The following is a 21,816-nucleotide window of genomic DNA, read 5'->3' on the forward strand; positions in this document are numbered from 1 at the left end:
GCCACCGCACCACCGATCGGACCTTGCTGATACTGGATCGCCGCCGACCAGGTCGAGCCTTGATACACGCTGTCGGGCACACCCGCGAACGAGTACGAACCGCTCACCGTCAAGCCGTAAAACTTCGGCGACGTATAGACGACCGAGTTGTTCGCGCGGTAGATCGTGTCCAAACCGTCAAGATCGCCCGGGTGGGCGCCGAAGTAGCCGGTCAGCCAGTTCGTCGGGCTATATGGCGAAAGCAGCGTGTAGTACGAGGTGTACTGACGGCCCAAAGTCACGGTACCGTAGCCCGGGTTCGTCAAACCGACCCACGCCTGGCGGCCGAACATCGCATTGGTGAACTGCTGTTGCCCGCTGTTGATGTCGAAGCCCGATTCCAATTGGAAGATCGCCTTGTTGCCGCCGCCCAGATCTTCCGCGCCCTTCAAACCGAAGCGGCTGCCCGCCCAGATACCCGACGCCATCTTGACGTTCGAGCGGCCCGGGTTCGTCTTGGCCAGGTTCGTCTGGCTGCTTTGGTAGACGATCGAATCGTCGACGATACCGTACAGCGTGACGCTGCTTTGCGCGAACGCCGGTGCCGCGGCTGCGAATGCCGTGGCTGCGACGACCGCGGCCTTGGTCAACGTGAAACCCTTCATTTTTTCTCCTCAAGCGGTGGGCAAGTACTTGCGTGCGAGTCGTGGAACCGGTGCCGCCTTGGCAACTTTGTTATGTTTCAACTCGTAACTTTTATCGATGGCAAGTGTATGGCTTACAGACCGAATGGGAAAGAAAGACACACGTAGTGTCGTTTTTTTTCACTGTCTGGTTAACCAGTATTTTCGGGCACGCAGATATTGGGCAATCGGGGCATGAAACTGACAAAAAGCTGTCAGAAACGTGGCGTGCGGGCAGCTTGAACGAGGCCGGCCCATGGCGCGCCTGACCGCTCCAATGGATCGTTCGTTCGTTATGGAAAGACGCGTGGGCCCTACTGCGCAAGGCCTGCGCGGTCGGTGCGCGGCTGGATCAGCGGAGGGGATGGGGGAAGCTGGAACGGATTGCCCGGAAATTCGCCGTATTTACTTTTTTCCAAGCGACAAGACGCGGCCGCGCATCGCAAATATTTCGAAAGCTACCCGACGATGCGCAAACACGAAAATGAACATCGGGCGAACGCGCTGCAAGCTTGCGCCGCCCGATCGGACGGCTAGTGCTCGATCTTCGAGCGAAGTTCGCGCGCCGTTTCGAGCAAGCCTTCATAGCCCGAACGCGCGTGCGAAGGCAAATCCGGATCGCCGACTAGCGTGCCGAGCGTCTCGATGATGCTGTACAGAATGCCCTTCGCCGCGCCGGCCGCCATCTTGCCCGCCGCGTACGATTCGTCGACGTGGGAAATGGCCGCATCGAAATGCTCGACTTCGGGATGCGCCTCGCCGATACCCGATGCGTCGTCGTCGCGCGGCCTGGTCGGGTCGCTGTTCATGGTGATGGTCCTCCGTGTGTGGTCCGTGTCTTCTGTATAGCGCCACCGCGCTCAGCGTGCAATCGGCGCATCGCCGCACATCTCAGGATGCGGGCAGTTCCTGGATCGGCTGGATGAAGTGCACGCGGCGCGTGTCGCCCGCGCTTCTGCCCGCGCCGTGCGGCACGCCGCGCTCCGTCAGCAGCGCGCGCAGTTCGATGATGACCGGAAACACCTCGTGGTTATGGTCCGCGCCCTGCCGGTCATGCGCCTCCTGCTCGCGCTCGACGATCCACCGATCCTCCTTGAAGATGCGCTCGGTAAACCAGACCAGCAGCGGCCACGCGGCATCGAGCAGGCCGGGAATCTTCGGGCGGCGGATCGACAAGAGACCGAAAGTGCGGTTCGTGCGCTGCTCGGCGTCGAGCGGCACGTAGGCGATCCATAGATTCATCACCATCGTGTCGTCCTTGGTGCGGATCTTGAGCGTCTGATACGGGTATTCGGTGCGGATCGTCATCACGTCCTTGCCGCCGTCGTCGGGCTTCGCGCCGCGCTTTTGCCCGAAGACGAGCGCCTCGCCGATCGGCTGCTTGCCCGCCTCGCGCGCGAAGACGTAATCGACTTCGATCCAGTCCTCGCCGCGCCGTCTGCCGAGCGAACGTGCGCGCATGCTGCCCATCTGCCGCCGATGCAGGAACTGATGGTTCATGTCCATCAGGTTCTCGTGCATGAAGGAATAGTGGCACTTCACTTCGCGGCCGAAGCGGCGCGTCTTGTAGGCGCGATCCGTGGCGGAGCCGAGTTCGGGGAATTTCGCGGCCTCGGCGCGCGCCGGGTCGCCGGTGAACACGAAGATGAGGCCGCCCGCCTCGCGGCACGGATACGAGCGCACGCCGTTGGGCAGGCGTTCGCGTCCGAGATAGGGGATATCGGTGCAGCGGCCGGTGCAGTCGTAGGTCCAGCCGTGATAGCAGCAACGGATCGATTCGCCGTCGACGACACCCGCCGACAACGGCACCTGCCGATGCGCGCAGCGGTCTTCGAGCGCGAACACCTTGCCCGACTCGGTGCGCACGAGCACGATCGGATCGCCGGCGAAGCGCACGCCGTGCGCATGACCGGTCTTCACCTCGCGCGACCACGCGAGCGGATACCAATGATCGGGATGAATGTCGACCCGGCGCAGATCGCGCGGCGGCCTCGTCGGTGTATCGATGGAACCGGCTTCCTGCTCGCCCTGCGGCAACGCTGCGTGCATGTACGACGCCTCCGATGAAGGGAGATCGGATTGAGCGCCGCATTCACACGCGGCGCATTGAACGACCATTCGCAGTCTACACGGCGTCGATCGTTTCGGCGCGTCCCGAATGGCCGGCGCGGTGCTGCACTTCACGCTTGCTCGCCGAGATGGGCGTGCAGATGATCGATGAGCGCGCGCACCTTCGGCGGCAGAAAACGGTTCGGCGGATAAAGCAGCCACACCGGTCCCTGATAGGCGCGCGCCTGCATTTCCCAATCCGCGAGCACGGCCTGCACGGTGCCCGACGCGAGCGCATCGCGGGCGGCGAAATCCGGCAGCGTCGCGATGCCGCGCCCGTCTTCGGCCGCTTCCAGCCGTGCGCCGGCATGATTGGCGATATAGCGCCCGCGCACCGCGACCGTCACCGTTTCGCCGCTTCGGGTGAAGCGCCAGCGGTTATCGTCGGCGGTTTCGCCCAGATGAATGCAATCGTGATGCGCAAGCTCGCGCGGATGAAGCGGCTCGCCGCGCTCCCGCAGATATTGCGCCGATGCGCACAGCAGCCAGCGCACACGTCCGAGCGGACGCGCGGCGAGCCCTTGCGGCGGATGACTCGTCGCGCGGATGACGAGATCGACGTCGCTGTCGAGCGGATCGATGTCGTGATCGGCGAAGACGAGTTGCAGATCGACATCCGGATACGCCGCAAGAAAAGCCGGCACGAGCGGATGAATTACGGATTTTGCATACGCCGTCGGCGCGGACAGCACGACGCGCCCTTGCGGCTTGCCCGACGACTGCCCGGCGGCATCGACCGCACCCGATGCGGCCGCCGCCATGTCGCGGCAATGGCGATACACCTGGAAGCCCGACTCGGTCACGCGGATCTTGCGCGTCGAACGTTCGAGCAGGCGGGTGGCGAGCGCCTCTTCGAGCCGCTTGATCTGGCGGCTCACCGTCGATGGCGTGCTGCCCAGTTGGCGTGCCGCGACCGAGAAATTGCCCGCGTCGACCACGCGCGCGAACACGGCCATATCGGGCATCAGGTCGAAAAGCTCGGCTGGATTCATTTGTGCATTCACGACAAAAAAGCTGTGCGCCTGAACCGGATTATCGCTTCGTGCGCATCAGTCGACAATGACGGCTTTCGATACCGGAGCCGCCGCATGACTATCGAATCGCCCGCCCGACGCCTGCTTCCGCTGTCCGATCTGCTGCTCTTCGTCGTCGCGATGGTTTGGGGAAGCAGTTACGGCATCGTCAAGACCGCGCTTGCGTTTTATCCGGTGCTCGCGCTGCTCGCGTTGCGCTTCGGCGTCACGTTCTGCCTGCTCGCCGTGAACCTTCGTCATCTGCGGCACGCGAGCGCGGCTACGTTGCGCGGCGTGCTCGTCCTCGGCCTGCTGCTGCTCTCGATTTTTCTGGCCGAAACTTTTGGTGTTTTGCATACGCGCGCCGCGAACGCCGCATTTCTCATCAGCTTGTGCGTCGTGCTGACGCCGCTCATCGAATGGGCGCTGTTGAGACGCCGTCCCGGCACGGCCGAGTGGCTCGCGGTCGGTGTGTCGTTCGCGGGCGCGTGGCTGCTCGCAGGCAACGGAGCGCTGTCCTTCGACTTCAATTTCGGCGATGGGCTAATCCTCGCCGCCGCCGTGCTGCGCGCGCTGGCGGTTTGCGTGACCAAGCGCGTGATGCGCGCGGCGCCGCTGCCCGCGCTCACCGTGACGGCCGTGCAGGCGGGCGTCGTCGCATCGGGGAGCGCGCTGATCGCGCTGGTGTTCGCGCCGTCGCAGTGGCAGCCCTTGCCCGCGCTCGCCGGTCACGGCATGTTCTGGGGCTCGGTGCTGTACCTCGTGTTCGCCTGCACGCTCTTCGCGTTCTTCGCTCAAAACTATGCGATCGGCCGCAGCAGTCCGACGCGCGTCTCCCTCCTGATGGGCAGCGAGCCCGCGTTCGGCGCGCTCTTCGCGTGCGCATGGCTCGGCGAACATGTGTCGATGGCGGGCTGGATCGGCGGCGCGATGATCGTCGCGGCGTCGCTGATGGCGACCGTACCGTGGCGCGACATGTTCATGGCGCGCCCGGGCGAAGCGTGAACGCGGACTGCCTCAAGCCCGCTTCTCGAACACGACACTGAAGTTATTGGCCGGCATCGCGACCGTCTCGACGAGCGTCAAGCCGGCCTTCTCTCCCAGCGCCTCGACCGCTTCCATGTCGCGCACGCCCCAACGCGGATCTCGTGCGCGCAATTGCCGATCGAAGGCTTCGTTGCTCGGCGCGGTATGCGCACCGTTACGCCGATACGGCCCGTACAGGTACAGGACGCCCCCCGCTGTCAATCGCGCGCCCGCGCCGCGAAAGAGCGACTCGGCGGCCTCCCACGGCGCGATGTGGATCATGTTGATGCACACGATGGCCGCCACCTGCACGATGCCCCAATCGTCGTTCAGCACGTCGAGTGCGAGCGGCGCGTTCAGGTTCGCGAGGCCTGCGTGAACTCGCCAGGCGACGATGGAATCGCGCGCATCGGCATCGGGATCGCTCGGTTGCCAGACGATGCCCGGCAGCGCCTCAGCGCAATGCACGGCGTGCTGTCCGGTGCCGCTCGCGATCTCCAGCACGACGCCGCTTCCTGGCAGCACGCGCGCAAGGACCGATAGAATCGCATCGCGATTGCGTTCGGCGGCGGGCGCGCGGCGACGCACGGTGGTAACGGAATGCGCGGTGTCGCCCGAGCCGGATGGAGCCTGATTCATATGCGATGGCGCATGCGCGCGTAGAGTGAAAGTCACTTCGAGCCTAACGGGACGTGTGAAGAAGCGTCAAGCAGCGCGCTCTCGGCGCACGAAAGCCCATCGACATGGCGCGATTCGTGCTGCCGCTTCGTGCCACTCGCCCGCCCGGAAACCACGGGCTGCAAGCAAACCTGTGTATGCTCCCGGTTGATCCCGCATCCGCTTTCGCATTTTGCATGCATGCGAGTTGCCTTCCGAATGCCAGATTGAATGCATTCAACGTGCATTCAAAATGCAGGCGCGGCGCGACACGCGCGCCGAACGCATCCCGACGAATTCAGAACCGCGCACGCGGCGCGATCGAAATGGAGTGAATCATGCAGCACGATCAGAACCGGAACCCGGCGAAGCAATCGAACGACGGCCCCGACGACGACATGATCGCGTTCGCGAGCGAAGTGTTCGATGTCGCCCGCCGTGGCGATGCCGCGATGCTCGACGCGCTGCTGAACAAGGGCTTGCCGCCCAATCTGCGCAACGACAAGGGCGACAGCCTCGCGATGCTTGCGAGCTACCACGGCCACGCGAACGCGGTGCGCGTGCTACTCGAGCACGGTGCCGACGCGAACCTGCGCAACGACAACGGCCAGACGCCGATCGCGGGCGCTGCGTTCAAGGGCTTCACGGACGTGATCGAAACGCTGCTCGAACATGGCGCGGATGTCCAAGGCGCATCGCCCGATGGACGCACGGCGCTGATGATCGCGGCGATGTTCAACCGCGTGGAGATCGTCGAATTGCTGATCGCGCGCGGCGCGGATCCGGGGGCGCGCGACGCCGGTGGCTTCTCCGCGCGAGACGCCGCCGAGAAGATGGGCGCGCCCGACACCGCGGCACGACTTGCAAAGGCATCGGATCAGCGCACGCGGCCGCCTGAAGCGTGAGGACATCGCATGCATTATTCAATCCGCTGAACGAACGACGCCTCGCGCACGTCGAATCGATCTGACCACCACCGATCCAACAAACCAGACAAGCAGGTGACCCGGAACCATGGAGCTTTTGCGATGACAGGCGGTATCTCGCATCGGGGTGATGCGTCGCCGATCGGCCTTCACGCGCCTGCGCGAGCGTGTCGGGCGGACAGCGCCTTCAATTGCGCCGCACGCTGGATGCTGCGCGTGGCGGCGCTCATCGTCGTCATTGTGCGCACGTTGCGCGCGCTGCGTCTCACCGCGAGTCTTCCGGTCGCCGCCGCGCTCACGCTTTCCGCATGCGGGCTGATGCCCAAGCAAGTGCCCGCACCGATCGTCGAGCACTCATATATCCCGGCTCCCGAAGAAGCCGGTTCAGGGGAGCCCGAAGAGCCCTTGCCCGCCGTGCAGGCGCCGGAGCCGGCGTCCACGGTGAAGTCCACGCCGGCCCCGAAGCCCAAGCGCCGCGTCGTCAAGCCGAAGCCGCCCGAGCCGGCCGTTGCGCCGCCGCCGGAACCGCCCGAGCCGCCGCCTCCGCCGCAGATCATCTCGACACGCATCATGCAGCACGATCAGTTGCACGGCCTGCTCGATGCCGAGGTGCAGCGCCCGGACGGCAAGGTCGTCGGCCGTGCGGTGGACATGTATGTCGACGGATCCGCGAAGCCGAAGCTCCTGATGGTGAATCTCGCGGGCTTCCTCGGTGTCGGCGACCGCAAGGTCAATTTCCCGTGGACGGCTTTCCGCTTCATGCCGAACTCGAAGACCGCGCCGATCACCTTCGTGCCGCCTGCGCCGCCCGCGAAGGGCAAACCGGCCGATCCGGTGCCGAAGCCGCAGCCCGTCGCGGAAGCGCCGGCGAATTTCATGCAACTCGTCGATTCGACGGTGTCGCAGAAGAATGGCGCGCGCATCGGACGCGTGGTGGATGTGCTCGTCGATGCTCAGGCGCAGCCTCAGGCGCTGGTGCTCGATCTGTCCAGCTCGCTCGCCGGCGACAAGCGGCATGTCGCGGCCAACTGGGGCGACTTGCATGTGCTCTCGCGCAACAAGCAATGGCAACTGCAGATGGATTTCACCGACGCGCAACTGAAGGCCGCGCCGACCTACGCGCCGGAGCAGCCGATCAAGATCGTGTCGCCCATCGTGCCCGCGCCGGCGACGGCCGCGAGCGCGGCGCCGGCTTCGTCGGGCGCGGCCAGCGCGAGCGGCGCCACGGCTTCCAACGCGGCGTCGGCGCAGACGCAGGCTTCGGGCGCGCGCCCGGCCAGATAACGGATAACGACATCGAGAACCGATTCACGATATGGTAATTGCACGCAGTCTGCGCGCGCTCGACTGGCTGAACTTCTTCGTCGCCAACGTGCAGACCGGCTTCGGCCCTTTCATTGCTTCGTACCTCGCGGCCAACAAATGGACGCAGGGCGAGATCGGCCTGATGCTCTCCGTCGGCACGATCAGCGCGATGGCGAGCCAGTTGCCGGCAGGCGCGCTCGTCGATGCGATGCGCAACAAGAAGTTCGCCGCGCTCTCCGCGATCATCGCGATCATCGTGAGTGCGCTGCTGCTCGCCGCGAGCCCGACGTTCGTCCCCGTCTTCGCCGCCGAAGTGCTGCACGGCTTCGCGAGTTGCATGCTCGTCCCTGCGATGGCGGCGATCTCGCTCGCCCTCGTCTCGCGCGCCGATCTCGGCGACCGGCTCGGCCGCAATGCGCGTTGGGCGTCGATCGGCAGCGCGCTCACCGCGGCGTTGATGGGCGCGTTCGGCGAGTATCTGTCGCTGCGCTCGGTGTTCTTTCTGACCGCCGCGCTTGCGTTGCCGGCGATCTTCGCACTGCGCATGATTCATTACGATGCGCCGCCCGTCGTGCCGCGCGCACCGCCCGGCAAGCCGAAACTCACGCCCGAGGGCGAAGAGCGCGAATCCTTGCGCGAGTTGCTGAAGGACAGGCGCCTGCTGATTTTTGCGGCGTGCGTGGTGCTGTTCCATCTGTCGAACGCGGCGATGCTCAATCTCGCCGCCGGCGAAGTGACCGCGCACATGGGCGACAACGTTCAACTCGTAATCGCGGCTTGCATCATCGTGCCGCAGTTCATCGTGGCGGCTTTGTCGCCTTGGGTCGGACGACAGGCGCAGATATGGGGCCGCCGGCCGGTGCTGATTCTCGGGTTCTGCGCGTTGCCGATACGGGCGATTCTGTTCGCGGGCGTCAGCAGCCCTTACCTGCTCGTGCCGGTGCAGATGCTCGATGGCATCAGTGCTGCGGTGTTCGGCGTGATGCTGCCGCTCATTGCGGCCGATGTCGCGGGCGGGCGCGGGCATTACAACTTGACGATCGGGTTTTTCGGCCTTGCGGCGGGGGTTGGGGCGACGTTGTCGACGGCTGCTGCCGGGTTTGCCGCCGATCGCTTCGGTACCGCGATGAGCTTCTTTGGACTCGCCGGGGCGGGGGCCCTTGCGGTGTTGATGGTCTGGCTGGCCATGCCGGAGACGCGGACTGTGCACGTCGTGGCCGAGGATGAGGCGAAGCCCTCGGTGGGGGTTTAGGGCCCCTGCTTTGGCCCTAAGGCCTTGGCGAAACCAAAACAATCACCTCAACGGCTTCAGTCCTTCAAGCAAGGTTGGAACCAACTCACTCACAGTAGGATGAATATGCATAGCCCGCTGCAGCGTAATGAACGGCGCATCCGCATTCATAACATCGATGAAAGTATGAATAACCTCATCCCCTTCGATGCCATAAATCGCCGCGCCTAAGAACCGCTGCGTGCGCACATCGACGAGCGCCTTCATGAAGCCATCGGTTTCACCGCGCTCCCGCGCGCGCCCCACCCGGGACATCGGCATAGTCGCAATGAGCGCCTCGCGGCCGTCCTTGCGCACCTCTTCCTCGCTCATCCCCACACGCGCGAACGGCGGATCGACGAACACCGCATAAGCCATGATGCGCGTATCTACGCTGCGCGACTCGCCATCGAGCAGATTCGAAGCGATGATCTCGTAGTCGTTCCACGACGTATGCGTGAACGCGCCGCGCCCGTTCACATCGCCGAGCGCGTATATGCCTTCCACTTTGGTGCGCAACTGCCCGTCCACGTCGATCATGCCGTGCCTGTTCACCTCGATGCCCGCATGCGCGAGACCGAGATCGTCGGTGTTTGGAATGCGTCCCGTCGCAAAGAGCAAATGCGATGCGTCGATGGTTTCATCGCCGCTGAAAATGCGCACGCCACCCGCCGACGGCTCCACGCGCTCCATCTGCGCGCCGAACCGGAACGTCACGCCCTCGCGCGCGAGCACGTCCTGCATCGCGCGCGCGACGTCCTCGTCCTCGCGCGTCAGAATGCGCTCGCCGCGCACGAGCAAGGTCACGCGGCTGCCGAAGCGCCGGAACATCTGCCCGAATTCAAGCGCGATATAGCTCGCCCCGACGATCACGAGATGCTCGGGCACTTCGGTCAGTTCGAGAATCGTCGAGTTGGTCAGATACGGCACGCGTTCGAGTCCGTCGATCCTCGGCACCGCCGCGCGCGTGCCCGTGTTGATGAAGACGAGACCGGCGTCGACGTCCTGCGTCGAGCCGTCGGCGGCCTCGATCGAGAGCGTATGCGGCTGCGTGAAGCGCGCATGTCCCTTGAACACGGTGAGGTTCTTCGTCCCGCGCAGCCACTTTTCGATGCCCGTGCGCGAGCCGCCGATCACCTCGTCCTTGCGCGCCTTCACGCGCGCCATGTCGATGGTGATATCGCCGCCGATCATCACGCCGTACTGCGCCGCCGTGCGCGCGACATGCGCGGCCCGCGCGCTCGCGACATAGGTCTTGGTCGGCGTGCAGCCGACGTTCACGCAGGTGCCGCCAAAAAGATGCCGCTCGATCACGGCCGTGCGCTTGCCGCTTTGCGCGAGCCGCACGGCAAGCGGGGAGCCGCCCTGCCCCGTGCCGATGACGACCGCATCGAAGTGCTGTGCCATGCTGGTTCTCCGTGAAATGTAGCGGATGAAGAATCGCGATGCCGTGATCGACATGCATCTTACGCGCAAGTCGAGAGGCAGGCAGCGTCCTTGCCCGAAGCGCTCTTTTCGGCCACGGGCATGGCGCGTGCTGTCTTTGACGAGAACGTGACGCCTGTCACGGCGCGCTCCGCTCAACCATCAGCACCGCAGCCCGAAGGCATTCATGATCGAGACGATCTGGTTTCTCGTCGTCGGTGGCGTGCTCATTTTCATGGGCCTCGCCAGCTCGACGTTCAAGCGCCTGCCGATCAGCACCGCGATGTTCTATCTCGCGATCGGCTTCGCGATGGGCCCCGGCGCGGCCAATCTGCTGTCGCTCGACCTCGCGAACGATGCAACCGTTCTGAGGCGCATCACCGAAGTCGCGATGCTCGTGTCGCTGTTCGCGATCGGCCTGCGGCTGCGTCTTCCGCCGACCGACCGAATCTGGATTCTGCCGGTCCGGCTCGGCTTCTTCGCGATGGTGCTCACGGTCGCGGTTCTCGCGCTCTTCGCCGCGTATGCGCTCGGGCTCGACTGGGGCCCGGCGCTGTTGCTCGCCGCGATGCTCGCGCCGACCGACCCCGTGCTCGCCCATGACGTGCAGGTGGAAGCCCCCGGCGATGTCGATCTGCTGCGCTTTTCGCTGACGGGCGAAGGCGGCCTCAACGACGGCATTGCGCTGCCCTTCGCGCTGCTCGGCATCGCGGTGTGCAACTTCGGGGCGAACTCGAACGAGGCGTCGCTCTGGCACTTCGCGCTGCAGGCGATATGGGGCATCGCGGGCGCGCTCGTAAGCGGCTGGCTGCTCGGCGCGTTGTCGGTGCGGCTCGTCGCCTATCTGCGCACGCGCCACGGCGAAGCGCTCGGGCCGGAGGGATTCTATGCGCTCGGGTTGATCGCGCTGTCGTATGGCGTCGCCGAGTTGCTGCATACCTACGCGTTTCTCGCGGTCTTCGCCGCCGGCCTTTCTATGCGCCGTGTCGAACAGAAAGAAAGCGGCGGCAAATCCGCGCGCCAGGCGGTCGGCAACATCGACGCGGAAGATGTCGGAGCCGCCGCCTCCGATCCGGAACGCGCGCACGCGTTCATGGCCGAGCGCGTGCACGGCTTTACGATCGAGCTGGAACGCATCGCCGAAGTAGCCGTCATGCTGATGGTCGGCGCCGTGCTCGCGACGATGTGGCGCGACCTGTTCACGTGGAAGGCCGCAGCGCTGATCGTCGCGCTCTTCTTCGTGCTGCGGCCCGCGGCGGTCGAGGTATCGCTCATCGGCTCGAATGCGACGGGCGCGCAAAGGCGGCTCATGAGCTGGTTCGGCATACGCGGCGTCGGCTCGTTTTATTATCTACTCTATGCGCTCGAGCATGCGCCGCGCGATGTGGCCGCGCCGCTCGTGCCGCTCGTCATCGCTACCATCGCCGCTTCGGTCATCGTGCATGGCATCACCGCCACGCCGCTCATGAAGCGTTATCAACGCACGCGCTCGGATGAATGAGCTTCGCAACTTCAATCGAGGAGCGTTCAGGCGTGAAGCATCTGATTTTCTTCTGCGGCCATGCGGGCACCGGCAAGACGACGCTCGCGAAACAGCTTTTCGCGCCGCTCATGCGGGCGACCGGCGAGCCCTTCTGCCTGCTCGACAAGGACACGCTCTACGGCGCCTACAGTGCCGCTGCCATCGGCGCGCTGACCGGCGATCCGCACGATCGCGACAGCCCGCTTTTCATCGAGCATTTTCGCGATCCCGAGTATCGCTGTCTCGTCGATACCGCCGCTGAAAATCTCGCGCTCGGCGTGAGTGTCGCGATCGTCGCGCCGCTTACGCGCGAAGTGCGCAGCTCGCGTCTCTTCGACCGCGCGTGGCTCGGCATCGACGACGATGTCGCCATTCGCGTCGTGTGGGTGCACGTGGATGAGCACGTGGCGCGCGAGCGCATCGTCGCGCGTGGCGATCCGAACGATGCGTACAAGCTCGGGCATTGGGATGAATATCGGCAGCGGCTTTTCGTGCCGGACGCGGCGCTCGCAGAGACGCTCGTCATGTTCGATAACACCGCGCCGTCCGATCAGGCGTGCGACGCATTACTCGCACGCCTGATCGCGACGTAACGACGCTCAGGCAGCCGCCAGTTGCCGCGCCGTCGCGACCGCATTCGCGCCTTCGTACAGCTTGCCGAAGCGGTTGTTCAGGAACGCGTCGAGCGGCACTTGCTCCTGACGCACGAAGCCGCTTTGCGGGAGCACGCCTTCACGGAAGAGATCGAGTTCCGCGCAAATCGCGCCGGCGGTCGTGATCTGGATCGCGCTCATCGGCACGCCGCAGACGTCCTTCGCGAAGATCTTGCGCGTGAAGACGTCCTGCACGAGTTGCCCGCGGCGCATGCCCGTTACCGTGACGAAGATCAATACGACATCTTGCGCCGTCGACGGCACCGCGCGCTTGAGCATCGCCTTGAGACCGTCGCGATCTGTCGACATGCGCAGATCGTCGAGCAGGAATTTCATCAGGTCGCGATGCCCCGGATAGCGCACCGACTTGTAGTCGAGCGTCTCGACTTTCCCCGCGAGCGTTTCGCACAACGTGCCGAGTCCGCCCGACGTATTGAACGCCTCGTACTCGATGCCGTCGAGCGAGAAATGCTCGACGCCTTCGAGCGGCTGCACCCATTGCGTGCGTCCTTCGCGGATCGCCTCGCACGGCTGGCAATATTCATTGATAAGGCCGTCGATGCTCCAGGTGAGGTTGTACTTCAGCGCGTTCGTCGGAAACTCGGGCAGCGCGCCGACGCGCATTTTCACTTCGCGCACGTCGTCGAGACGCTTCGCCAGATCGTGCGCGACGATGCCGATGAAACCCGGCGCGAGACCGCATTGCGGCATGAAGGCGAGCTCGGAATCGTCGGCGATCGCGCGGATCGCATGGGTCGCGCGCACGTCCTCGGTCAGATCGAAATAATGCACGCCCGCCGCTTTCGCCGCCGACGCGACGTTGATCGCGAGGTAATACGGCAGCGCGTTGACGAGTGCGTCGAAGCCGATCAACGCCTGACGCAGCGCGGGCGTATCGGCGGAATCGACGCGGCGCGTCGGAATGCCTTCGGCATCGAGAAGCGCGAGCGCGTGTTCGTCGCGATCGAAAGCGACGACCTCGAAGTCCCCCGTCTCACGCAGCAAATGGGCAATGCTTTGACCGATCAATCCGGCGCCGACGAGGGCCACTTTCATATTCATCTCCTTGATGTGTGCGGATGGCGGGCGATGCGATGCCCTTCTTCACACAGTTTAGGAGCGTGCGAATATTGATCCTAGACACAAAATGATGCGCTTCGACGATAGTTTTCGTCGTTTCGACGATTCAATGCTGCGATATGCAGCGCACGCGCTCAACCGGCGCGATCGATCTTGCGCGCGAGGATGATCGAGGTCGTGGTCCGCTCGACGCCTTCCAGCGCGCCAATCTCGTCGAGCAGGTCGTTCAGCCGGTCGGGGGAATCGGCGCGCAGCCACGCGACGTAATCGAATTCGCCGCTCACCGCGCAGAGCAACTGAATCTCCGGCATGCGCGCGAAGCGCTTTTGCAAATCACGGCCGTACTTCGGCGTGAGCTTGATGCCGACATACGCCTGAATGCTCGCATCGAGCACGTCTTGGCCGAGCCTGACGCCATAGCCCGCGATCACATTGTTCTTCTCGAGCCGCGCAATGCGGGCGATCACCGTCGTGCGCGCGACGCCCAGTTGCCGCGCGAGATTCGCGACGCTCTCGCGCGCGTTCATCTGCAGGAGCGCGACGAGATTGCGATCGATGTCGTCGAGCTGATCGAGGCGCGGCGGTCTCATATGGGCGTCTCCCTTGGCATTTGTGTTTTGCGTTATGCGTTTTGAATGCGTTTCTGGCATACGGCGTTTTGTGCTTCGCATTATCGCCGAGACATCGTGAAACGAACCTGCGATCGGACGATCAGACGCCCAGCTTCGTCACCATGAAGTCGACGAAGCTCGCGAGCTTGGGCGTTGCGCGTGTATCGCGTGGATAGACGAGATGCACGGGCGACGGTTTCGGCAGGCAATCCTGCAGCACCGCGACGAGCGCGCCGCTTTTCAACTCGTCTTCGATGAGCGCATGCGGCTGAAGCACGAGACCGAATCCCGCGAGTGCCGCCTTTTTGAGCGCTTGCCCGTTGTTCGCGCGAAAGCGTGCGGACTGCGTGCGATGCGTGTGCATGGCTTCGTCCTCGCCTTCGAGCCGCCAGCCCGCCTCACGGCCCAGATGCACGAAACCCAGGCACTCGTGACTCGCGAGATCGGCGGGCGTAGCGGGCGTGCCCGCGCGCGCGAGATAGGCAGGCGATGCACACACCGTCATCGCATACGGCTTGAGCGGGCGCGCGACGAAGCTCGAATCGGCGAGCGTGCCGATGCGCACGGCCGCATCGAATCCTTCCTCGACGATATCGACGATGCGGTTGGTCAGATCGAGCTCGACGCTGATCTGCCCGAACGCCGCGAGAAACTCGGTCACGGCGGGCGTGACGAACCGCACGCCGTAGGTGAGCGGCACGGTCACGCGCAGCACGCCGCGTGGCGTCGCGCTCATCGATTCGGCGAGCGAATCGGCGGCATCGACCTCTGTCAGGATGCGACGGCAGCGCTCATAGTATTCCCGGCCGATCTCCGTCAGGCTCTGACGCCGCGTCGTGCGCACGAGAAGGCGCGCATCGAGCCGCGCTTCCAGCGCCTGCAGATGCTTGCCCGCCATCGGCGCGGATATCGAAAAGCGCTCGGCAGCGGCGCTCAGGCTTCCGGCCTCGACGATGGCGACGAAGACGCGCATGCTCAACAAGGTATCCAATGCGTTTATTTCCAGAGACGTTTCGAATGTAAGCAGTTGTGGCAAAGCACGCGAATCCGCATGCAATCGTGATACTAATATCCGCCGATGGCGTGTCATCGCGCTGCCTTTCAGCGCAGCTTACGAAACACGCCGCTTCCCTATCGAACGAAGGTAACCCGAATGAAAAGAACACTCGTTGCATTGGCCGCTTTGTGCGCATTGAGCCCGGTTTTCGCGCAGACGTCGGCGCCCGCCGCGGCATCGTCGCCGGCTGCGCAGGCCGCGTCGTCCGCTCCGGCCGCCAACAAGCGCGAGGCGCGCGTCGAAGAGCGTATCGCTGATCTGCATTCGAGCCTCAAGATCACACCGCAGCAGGAAGACCAGTGGTCGAAATTCGCCGATGTGATGCGCGACAACGGCCGCACGATGGCCGATCTGTATCGCCAGCGCATCGCGCAACGCGACACCATGTCCGCGCTCGACGACATGAAGCAATACGAGCAGATCACGCAAGCGAACGCGGACGGCACGAAGCGCCTGGTCGAAGCTTTCGAGCCGCTTTACGCGAGCCTTTCGCCCGAGCAGAAGAAACTCGCCGATGCCAGTTTCCGCGACGAGCATGGCAAGGCGAAGCACAGCCGTGCGCATCGTCGTCCGCATGCGGCGGGTGCCGACGCGGCATCGACGACCAAGCCCTGAACGATCGCTACGTCCAAGAACCCGCATCGCGCGATGCGGGTTTTTTTTCGTCCGCCGGGTGCAAAATGGCGCGAATGCCGTTACGATCCCGCTGCGCAACTCCCGACCGCACCATGCTCCATCTTTCCCAACTCGATCTCGCCACCGATCCCGCCGCGCGCCGCGTCGTGAAGGACGAAGCCGTCGCCGTCGAATTCGCGGCCGCCGCGGGCGAACTCATGAGCCTCGAAGGCCCGAACCGTTATGCAAAGGACGACGCGATCGTCACCGGCGGCAGCGGCGAGCGCTGGGTCGTGTCGCGCGAGCGCTTCGATGCCAAATACGTGCCCGAAGGCGGCATCGCGCATGGCGAGGCGGGCACGTATCGCAATCGTCCGAGCGTCGTGCTTGCGAAGGAGATGCACGAGCCCTTCTCGATCGCACGATCCGCGGCCGGCGACATCCTCACCGGCGAGGCCGGCGACTGGGTCATGCAATACGCGCCGGGCGACTATGGCGTCGTGAAAGCGGCGCGCTTCGCGAAGGTCTATCGCGAGGCTTAAGCGAAGTCTTCGCCCATCTCGATGTCCACTTCGCGCGGCACGGTCCGGCCGTCCGCGTACATCTCTTCGAGCGACCCGAGCGTTGCTTCCACATAGGCGCGCAGCACGGCGTAGCTGCGCGCGTGCATGCGCTGCGGCAGTGCGCGATAACGCGCGAGCGCGGCCGGATCGAAGCGCACGTCGATCGTGATGCGCCGCGCATTCGACCCGAAACGCATCGCCACGTAGTGAATCACGAGCGAGGTGCGGCCCTCGTCGTCCTTGCGTTCGGCGAATTGTGTCTGCTCGGGAAAGAGATCGCAGATCACGTGCGCGAGCATGTCGATGTCCGCGCTCGGACAGTCGTATTGATAGTCGTCCATTCGATATCGATATCCGATTGAAGCGCCGCCTCGGTCGCGTTCACGCGATCTGAGCGGCGGCACGCCGATAGTAGCGCACGAGCGCCGCCGCGACGATCACGCCGAGCACGAGATACACGGCGTCGGCGGCGATGAGTGGCACTAGACGCGCCTGAAAAAGCGCGGCAGGCAAACCGACGAGCGCATGCGCGGCCACGAGCAACGCGAGCGCATGACGCGAGCGCTCGCGCAGCATCTGCCACATCAGCGCGGAAAAGCCGAGTTGCAATACGAAGGCGCTCGCGCGTTCGATGACGAAGATACCCGCCGACACCGGCGACAAGCTCATCAGAACCAGATGAATGCGCGCGAGCGCTTCGAGCGGCGCGCTCTCGAAGTGCGCGTCGAGCGTGCCCCGATTCGCGAGCACCGCATAGACGATCCATTGCACCTGCACGAGCACGCCGACGATCCACGCTTCCGCCCCGCCGTGCCCGATGCCGTAGCCGAGCGCGGGCCCATGACGATCGAGCGCAGCCGGTTCGCGCGATATGAGCCATTTCATCGCGAGAAAGCGTCCGACTTCCTCGCACAAGCCAGCCGCGATCGCGCCGTAGATCACGAAGATCGCGGGATTCACGAGCCACGCCGAGGTGACCGGATTGCTCAGCATGAAGCCGTGCAACGCACGTTCGACGACCATCGCGAAGAGCGCGAACACCGCGATGCCGAGAATCGCTTCGCGCGGAACGATGCCGAAACGCGGCCGCAGCTTCGTGTACAGCACGACAGGCATCGCCGCGATGATGAGCGTCGCGAGCGCGAGGCTCAGCAACGTCGAAACACTGACCATTCAGATTCCTTGTGATGCTTGTTGCGTTTCTCGCGTCGTGGATGCGCGCACGACGAGTTCGCCCGGCAGCAGGCATTCGCGCGCGGGCATCGCGGCGCCGCCGAGCCGTTCGTGAAGAAATTCGACCGCGCGCCGGCCGATATCGTACGTCGGCTGGCGCACGGTCGTCATGCCCGCGAGTTGCGCCCATTCGGAATCGTCGATCGACATGAGCGCGACGCTTGCCTGCCAGTCCGCGCCATGACGCTCCTTCAGATGCACCGCGACGCGCAACGCGACCGGCCCGTTCGCGGCGAAGAGCGCGACGCGCCGGCCCGCCGCTTTCGCCGCCGCGACGCGCGTATCGAGTTCAGCGAGCGCGGGCGATGCATCGGCGAGATCGATCACGAGCGTCGAGCCGGTAGCGTCGAGCGCGTTAACGGTCTCGCGAAATGCGGCTTCGCGCAGACGCCGCGAGCTCACGTGGGTGACGGGCTGCACGATGAACAGCAGCTCGTCGAAACCTTCATCGACAAGATGACGCGTAGCAAGCTGCACGGCTGCGGGATTGTCGAGCCCGACCATGTCGGTGATGAAACCATCGACCGAGCGATCCACGAGCACGACCGGAATGCCGCCTTGCGCGAAGCCTTGCAGCAGTTCTTCCTTCACGCCGAGCGCGTTGACGATCACACCTTCGACGCGATATGTCGTCAGCAATTGCAGATAGCGCCGCTCCATGTCGATTTCGTTGGCCGCGTGACAGATGAGCGGCATGTAGCCGAGCGCGTGGCACGCGGCCTCGACGCCTTGCAGCACTTCGACGGAATACGGATTGGTGAGATCGGCGAGCAGCATGCCGATCAGGCGATTGCGCCCGCGCTTCAGGCCGCGCGCCATCTGGTTCGGCCGATAGTCGAGCTTCGCGATGGCGGCCTCGATACGCTCGCGCAAGTCGGGCGACAGCACGCCCGTTTCGCCGTTCAGATAGCGCGAAATGCTGGTCTTGCCGGTGCCGGCTTCGCGGGCGACATCGGTGATCGTCGCGCGGCGTGCGCCGAATGCGGCCGGGCGGTTCGTCAATGTGGGATCGTCGGACATAGTGGTCGTGGGCGCGCGCTTCGCCGTCAAGCGGGACGCGACGCCGTCGTTATCGTTCTCCTCGCATCGCGCATGTTAGCGCATGCCCGCCCGACCCTACGCTTTCAGCGCACGAGCGCGTCGCGATTGACGATGTTCTGCGTGAGCGTGCCGTCCAGTGCCCCGATGAGATTCTCGGCGGCGTTGCGCGCCATCGCGTGACGCGTTTCGTGCGTGGCCGAGCCGATGTGCGGCAGCGCGACGACGTTCTTCATCGCGAGCAGCGGCGAATCGGCGGGCAGCGGTTCCTGCTCGAACACGTCGAGGCCCGCGCCGCGAATCGTGCCGTTCTTGAGCGCTTCGATGAGCGCGGTTTCATCGACGGTCGGCCCGCGCGATGCGTTGATCAGAATCGCGCTGGGTTTCATCTTCTGCAACTCGTTCGCGCCGATGAGACCGCGCGTTTGCGGCGTGAGCGGCACTTGCAGGCATACGAAGTCGGATTGCGCGAGGAGTTCGTCGAGCTCGACGCGTTTTGCGCCGAATTCTTTTTCCGCCTGCTCGTTGGCGCTGCGATTCGTGTAGAGCACGTTCATGCGAAAGCCGAGCGCGGCGCGGCGCGCGACTGCCCCGCCGATGCGTCCGAGGCCCACGATGCCGAGCGTTTTGCCCTGTACGTCGACGCCGAAGCACGACTCGCCGATGCTCGACGTCCAGTGGCCGTCCTTCACCCATTCAGCGAGTTCGACGACGCGGCGCGCGCTTGCGAGGATCAGTGCGAAGACGGTGTCGGCGGTGGATTCGGTGAGCACGTCGGGTGTGTGCGTGAGCACGATGCCGCGGCGCGTGAGGTCATCGACGTCGAATTGATCGAAGCCTACCGAGATTGTTGATAGCGCTTTCAGGTTTTTGGCGCCTTCCAGCATGTCGGGGGAGATCTTTATGCTCGCGCCGATGGCGCCGTCGGCGGTTTTTAGTGCGGCTATGAACGCCGCTTGGTCTTTTGGATCGACATTGACTACGTCTGCATGGCTGCGGAGGTACGTTTCGATGTCTTTAGGCAAAGCTTTGTAGGCTACGATTTTCTTCGTCATGGTCGGTTGGGGTCGGTTTGGGGTCGGTTGGGGTCGGTTTGGGGTCGGTTGGGGCTTCTGTGAAATCCTGATTTCTTGTCGGTCTATTTGCACTGCCCCTCCCCGGGGCGGGGGTCACTTTCTTTGCTGCTGCAAAGAAAGTAACCAAAGAAAGCAGCTATACCCAGCCTAAGCACTTCACACCGGCCGCGGCACAGGCAATTGACCCAATGGCACCCAGAGTAGCGAGTGCCCCCACAAGCAGAACCGGGCTTGGATCGCGCACGGTCTGACTAGCTAGTGCTCATAGGACACCGGTTCAGCACCAGATAGTTCCAGCCCGCTTCGCGGCCGACCGGCCAATCGGGTCCGCGCGTGCTTCCTTGCTAAGACCGCCATCTCAATGCACTGCATACGTACAACGATGGTTTCCCTTGTGACCCGGCGGCAACGCGTAGCGCTGTGCCGAAGCTAATCGGTGCTGAACCAGCGCGCTTGAATTTCTCGGGCGGCAGACCGTGCGCGATCCAAGCCCGGTTAGTTTTGTGAGGGCGACACTTAGGCAGACCACGATCACTCGGCAAGCATGGCTAAACTGCGTGTGACCGCGGGCTTCTCGATCTGCCTTCTTTGGTCACTTTCTTTGCGCCAGCCAAAGAAAGTGACCGCCGCCCCGCACAGGGGCAGTGCTCATAAACCAAAAACAAAACGGGATCCACCCAAGAAAATCAAGACCGCACAGCAACCGCAGAACGAACCGCACCCTGCGGCTTCACAGCCAAAGTCAGCCAAACCGAAAGCAACAATGCCGCACTCATAAACACGTATGAGGCCGCCGGCGACCCGGTCGCCCCATTCAAATAGCCAACAAAATACGACCCAACGAAGGACCCAAGCGCCCCCATGCTATTGATGAGCGCCATCGCCCCACCGGCGACATTCTTCGGCAGCAACTCCGGCACGATCGCGAAGAACGGCCCATACGGCGCATACATCGCCGCGCCAGCGATCACGAGCAACGCATACGAAGCCCAGAAATTCGTCGAACCGAGCAAGTACGATCCCGCGAACGCAACCGCGCCGATCAGCAGGAACGGCCACACGAACGCCTTGCGCGCCTGAAGCTTGTCGGAAGCCCACGAAGCCAGCAACATCGCGATGGTCGCGGCGAGATACGGGACCGCGGAGAGCCAGCCCGTCTCGACCATGCCGAGCGTCGAACCGCTCTTCAAAATCGAAGGCAGCCACAACACGAAACCATACACGCCAATGCTCCAGCAAAAATATTGCGCGCACAGTTTGATCACCGCCGGCGACTTGAACGCCTCGCGATAGTTCTTCACAGGCTTGATCGCGGCCTGTTCGGCGCGCAGCGTCGCGTCGAGATCGTTCTTTTCCTGGTCCGTGAGCCAGTTCACCTGCGCCGGCTTGTCCTTCACGATGAACCACCAGATCACCGCCCAGACGATCGCCGGCGCACCTTCGGCGATGAACATATGCCGCCAGCCGAACGAATTCACGAGATAGCCCGATACGACCGACATCCACAACACCGTCACCGGATTGCCGAGGATCAGGAACGTGTTCGCGCGCGAGCGCTCCGACTTCGTGAACCAGTTCGCGATGAAGACGAGCATCGCCGGCATCACCGCTGCCTCGACAACGCCGAGCACGAAACGGATCGCCATCAACGATGGAATGTTGCTCACCATGCCCGTGAGCGTCGCGCAGCCGCCCCACAAAACAAGGCTCCAGAACACGAGCTTCTTCACGCTGCGGCGCTCGGCATAGATCGCGCCCGGAATCTGAAAGAAGAAGTAGCCGAGGAAGAACAGCGCGCCGATCAGCGACGACAATCCCTTGCTGATACCGAGATCCTGGTTGATGCCCGCGGCCGCGGCGAAGCCGTAGTTGGCGCGGTCGAGATACGCGAGGCTGTACGTGATGAAGACGATCGGCATGATCGCCCACCAGCGGCGCACGGCGAGCTTGGGAGTCGTGGATTGCATGGTTGTCT

22 protein-coding genes are annotated in these 21,816 nt (G+C 64.1%); 8 read left to right on the forward strand and 14 right to left on the reverse strand.

Annotated features, from left to right (window positions below; translation table 11 throughout):
• The 4 genes from NCS28_RS07335 to NCS28_RS07350 form a co-directional block, all read right to left on the reverse strand.
• The coding region (locus NCS28_RS07335) for a porin (protein ID WP_250513200.1) at positions 1-644 on the reverse strand (644 nt) is incomplete at its 3' end.
• A 551-nt stretch (positions 645-1,195) separates the two neighbouring features.
• Entirely contained in the window at positions 1,196-1,471 is a 276-nt protein-coding gene (locus NCS28_RS07340; protein WP_250513201.1) for a hypothetical protein, read from the reverse strand.
• Positions 1,472-1,553: 82 nt separating this feature from the next.
• On the reverse strand, positions 1,554-2,711 hold the full coding sequence (locus NCS28_RS07345) for a Rieske 2Fe-2S domain-containing protein (protein ID WP_250513202.1): 1,158 nt from the start codon (positions 2,709-2,711) through the stop codon (positions 1,554-1,556).
• 131 nt (positions 2,712-2,842) lie between these two features.
• Complete coding sequence (locus NCS28_RS07350; RefSeq protein ID WP_250513203.1) at positions 2,843-3,763, reverse strand: LysR family transcriptional regulator; 921 nt, start codon at positions 3,761-3,763, stop codon at positions 2,843-2,845.
• A gap of 96 nt (positions 3,764-3,859) precedes the next feature.
• On the opposite strand from NCS28_RS07350, the gene NCS28_RS07355 reads away from it, so the two are divergent.
• Positions 3,860-4,789: a DMT family transporter gene (locus tag NCS28_RS07355; protein ID WP_250513204.1), complete on the forward strand. Its 930-nt coding sequence runs from the start codon at positions 3,860-3,862 to the stop codon at positions 4,787-4,789.
• Between the two features lie 12 nt (positions 4,790-4,801).
• On the opposite strand, the gene NCS28_RS07360 is transcribed toward NCS28_RS07355, so the two are convergent.
• Positions 4,802-5,449 carry a DUF938 domain-containing protein gene (locus NCS28_RS07360; RefSeq protein ID WP_250513205.1) on the reverse strand — a complete coding sequence of 216 codons (648 nt, stop codon included), beginning with the start codon at positions 5,447-5,449 and terminating at the stop codon, positions 4,802-4,804.
• A gap of 356 nt (positions 5,450-5,805) precedes the next feature.
• Here NCS28_RS07360 and NCS28_RS07365 point away from each other — a divergent pair, with 356 nt between their 5' ends.
• From NCS28_RS07365 to NCS28_RS07375, 3 genes are all read left to right on the forward strand, one after another.
• Positions 5,806-6,372, forward strand: a complete 567-nt coding sequence (locus NCS28_RS07365) for an ankyrin repeat domain-containing protein (RefSeq protein ID WP_250513206.1) — start codon at positions 5,806-5,808, stop codon at positions 6,370-6,372.
• 123 nt (positions 6,373-6,495) lie between these two features.
• Positions 6,496-7,677: a hypothetical protein gene (locus tag NCS28_RS07370; RefSeq protein WP_250513207.1), complete on the forward strand. Its 1,182-nt coding sequence runs from the start codon at positions 6,496-6,498 to the stop codon at positions 7,675-7,677.
• 31 nt (positions 7,678-7,708) lie between these two features.
• Positions 7,709-8,950 carry an MFS transporter gene (locus NCS28_RS07375; RefSeq protein ID WP_250513208.1) on the forward strand — a complete coding sequence of 414 codons (1,242 nt, stop codon included), beginning with the start codon at positions 7,709-7,711 and terminating at the stop codon, positions 8,948-8,950.
• Between the two features lie 42 nt (positions 8,951-8,992).
• On the opposite strand, the gene NCS28_RS07380 is transcribed toward NCS28_RS07375, so the two are convergent.
• On the reverse strand, positions 8,993-10,375 hold the full coding sequence (locus NCS28_RS07380; RefSeq protein ID WP_250513209.1) for an FAD-containing oxidoreductase: 1,383 nt from the start codon (positions 10,373-10,375) through the stop codon (positions 8,993-8,995).
• Positions 10,376-10,580: 205 nt separating this feature from the next.
• Here NCS28_RS07380 and NCS28_RS07385 point away from each other — a divergent pair, with 205 nt between their 5' ends.
• Together NCS28_RS07385 and NCS28_RS07390 are read left to right on the forward strand one after the other, a co-directional pair.
• On the forward strand, positions 10,581-11,894 hold the full coding sequence (locus NCS28_RS07385; protein ID WP_250513210.1) for a cation:proton antiporter: 1,314 nt from the start codon (positions 10,581-10,583) through the stop codon (positions 11,892-11,894).
• Between the two features lie 32 nt (positions 11,895-11,926).
• Complete coding sequence (locus NCS28_RS07390; RefSeq protein WP_250513211.1) at positions 11,927-12,508, forward strand: P-loop nucleotide/nucleoside kinase family protein; 582 nt, start codon at positions 11,927-11,929, stop codon at positions 12,506-12,508.
• Between the two features lie 6 nt (positions 12,509-12,514).
• Here the strand turns inward: NCS28_RS07390 and NCS28_RS07395 are convergent, their stop codons facing one another.
• The 3 genes from NCS28_RS07395 to NCS28_RS07405 all read right to left on the reverse strand — a co-directional run bounded on the left by NCS28_RS07395 (position 12,515) and on the right by NCS28_RS07405 (position 15,250).
• Positions 12,515-13,624, reverse strand: a complete 1,110-nt coding sequence (locus NCS28_RS07395) for a saccharopine dehydrogenase family protein (RefSeq protein WP_250513212.1) — start codon at positions 13,622-13,624, stop codon at positions 12,515-12,517.
• A gap of 158 nt (positions 13,625-13,782) precedes the next feature.
• Complete coding sequence (locus NCS28_RS07400) at positions 13,783-14,238, reverse strand: Lrp/AsnC family transcriptional regulator (protein WP_053568293.1); 456 nt, start codon at positions 14,236-14,238, stop codon at positions 13,783-13,785.
• 121 nt (positions 14,239-14,359) lie between these two features.
• On the reverse strand, positions 14,360-15,250 hold the full coding sequence (locus tag NCS28_RS07405) for a LysR family transcriptional regulator (RefSeq protein WP_250513213.1): 891 nt from the start codon (positions 15,248-15,250) through the stop codon (positions 14,360-14,362).
• 162 nt (positions 15,251-15,412) lie between these two features.
• Here NCS28_RS07405 and NCS28_RS07410 point away from each other — a divergent pair, with 162 nt between their 5' ends.
• Together NCS28_RS07410 and NCS28_RS07415 are read left to right on the forward strand one after the other, a co-directional pair.
• Positions 15,413-15,931: a Spy/CpxP family protein refolding chaperone gene (locus NCS28_RS07410; protein ID WP_250513214.1), complete on the forward strand. Its 519-nt coding sequence runs from the start codon at positions 15,413-15,415 to the stop codon at positions 15,929-15,931.
• 113 nt (positions 15,932-16,044) lie between these two features.
• Complete coding sequence (locus NCS28_RS07415) at positions 16,045-16,473, forward strand: PGDYG domain-containing protein (RefSeq protein ID WP_250513215.1); 429 nt, start codon at positions 16,045-16,047, stop codon at positions 16,471-16,473.
• Here the strand turns inward: NCS28_RS07415 and NCS28_RS07420 are convergent.
• From NCS28_RS07420 to NCS28_RS07440, 5 genes are all read right to left on the reverse strand, one after another.
• Complete coding sequence (locus tag NCS28_RS07420; RefSeq protein WP_250513216.1) at positions 16,470-16,835, reverse strand: DUF3022 domain-containing protein; 366 nt, start codon at positions 16,833-16,835, stop codon at positions 16,470-16,472. The genes NCS28_RS07415 and NCS28_RS07420 overlap by 4 nt on opposite strands.
• Positions 16,836-16,875: 40 nt before the next feature.
• Positions 16,876-17,667, reverse strand: coding sequence for a YhfC family intramembrane metalloprotease (locus NCS28_RS07425; protein ID WP_250513217.1), 792 nt, complete (start codon positions 17,665-17,667; stop codon positions 16,876-16,878).
• Complete coding sequence (locus tag NCS28_RS07430) at positions 17,668-18,747, reverse strand: LacI family DNA-binding transcriptional regulator (protein ID WP_250513218.1); 1,080 nt, start codon at positions 18,745-18,747, stop codon at positions 17,668-17,670.
• Between the two features lie 104 nt (positions 18,748-18,851).
• Positions 18,852-19,820 (reverse strand): 2-hydroxyacid dehydrogenase, encoded by a 969-nt coding sequence (locus NCS28_RS07435; RefSeq protein WP_250513219.1) that lies wholly within the window; start codon positions 19,818-19,820, stop codon positions 18,852-18,854.
• Between the two features lie 707 nt (positions 19,821-20,527).
• Positions 20,528-21,808: an MFS transporter gene (locus NCS28_RS07440; protein ID WP_250513220.1), complete on the reverse strand. Its 1,281-nt coding sequence runs from the start codon at positions 21,806-21,808 to the stop codon at positions 20,528-20,530.
• Positions 21,809-21,816 lie beyond the last annotated feature (8 nt).

The organism is Caballeronia sp. INDeC2 (assembly GCF_023631325.1).
Taxonomy (GTDB): Bacteria; Pseudomonadota; Gammaproteobacteria; order Burkholderiales; family Burkholderiaceae; genus Caballeronia.

Bases quoted from the DNA above. Each gene is read 5' to 3' on its own strand.
- NCS28_RS07340 (WP_250513201.1), bottom strand. From the start codon at position 1,471: ATGAACAGCGACCCGACCAGGCCGCGCGACGACGACGCATCGGGTATC.
- NCS28_RS07345 (WP_250513202.1), bottom strand. From the start codon at position 2,711: ATGCACGCAGCGTTGCCGCAGGGCGAGCAGGAAGCCGGTTCCATCGAT.
- NCS28_RS07350 (WP_250513203.1), bottom strand. From the start codon at position 3,763: ATGAATCCAGCCGAGCTTTTCGACCTGATGCCCGATATGGCCGTGTTC.
- NCS28_RS07355 (WP_250513204.1), top strand. From the start codon at position 3,860: ATGACTATCGAATCGCCCGCCCGACGCCTGCTTCCGCTGTCCGATCTG.
- NCS28_RS07360 (WP_250513205.1), bottom strand. From the start codon at position 5,449: ATGAATCAGGCTCCATCCGGCTCGGGCGACACCGCGCATTCCGTTACC.
- NCS28_RS07365 (WP_250513206.1), top strand. From the start codon at position 5,806: ATGCAGCACGATCAGAACCGGAACCCGGCGAAGCAATCGAACGACGGC.
- NCS28_RS07370 (WP_250513207.1), top strand. From the start codon at position 6,496: ATGACAGGCGGTATCTCGCATCGGGGTGATGCGTCGCCGATCGGCCTT.
- NCS28_RS07375 (WP_250513208.1), top strand. From the start codon at position 7,709: ATGGTAATTGCACGCAGTCTGCGCGCGCTCGACTGGCTGAACTTCTTC.
- NCS28_RS07380 (WP_250513209.1), bottom strand. From the start codon at position 10,375: ATGGCACAGCACTTCGATGCGGTCGTCATCGGCACGGGGCAGGGCGGC.
- NCS28_RS07385 (WP_250513210.1), top strand. From the start codon at position 10,581: ATGATCGAGACGATCTGGTTTCTCGTCGTCGGTGGCGTGCTCATTTTC.
- NCS28_RS07395 (WP_250513212.1), bottom strand. From the start codon at position 13,624: ATGAAAGTGGCCCTCGTCGGCGCCGGATTGATCGGTCAAAGCATTGCC.
- NCS28_RS07400 (WP_053568293.1), bottom strand. From the start codon at position 14,238: ATGAGACCGCCGCGCCTCGATCAGCTCGACGACATCGATCGCAATCTC.
- NCS28_RS07410 (WP_250513214.1), top strand. From the start codon at position 15,413: ATGAAAAGAACACTCGTTGCATTGGCCGCTTTGTGCGCATTGAGCCCG.
- NCS28_RS07415 (WP_250513215.1), top strand. From the start codon at position 16,045: ATGCTCCATCTTTCCCAACTCGATCTCGCCACCGATCCCGCCGCGCGC.
- NCS28_RS07420 (WP_250513216.1), bottom strand. From the start codon at position 16,835: ATGGACGACTATCAATACGACTGTCCGAGCGCGGACATCGACATGCTC.
- NCS28_RS07425 (WP_250513217.1), bottom strand. From the start codon at position 17,667: ATGGTCAGTGTTTCGACGTTGCTGAGCCTCGCGCTCGCGACGCTCATC.
- NCS28_RS07430 (WP_250513218.1), bottom strand. From the start codon at position 18,747: ATGTCCGACGATCCCACATTGACGAACCGCCCGGCCGCATTCGGCGCA.
- NCS28_RS07435 (WP_250513219.1), bottom strand. From the start codon at position 19,820: ATGACGAAGAAAATCGTAGCCTACAAAGCTTTGCCTAAAGACATCGAA.
- NCS28_RS07440 (WP_250513220.1), bottom strand. From the start codon at position 21,808: ATGCAATCCACGACTCCCAAGCTCGCCGTGCGCCGCTGGTGGGCGATC.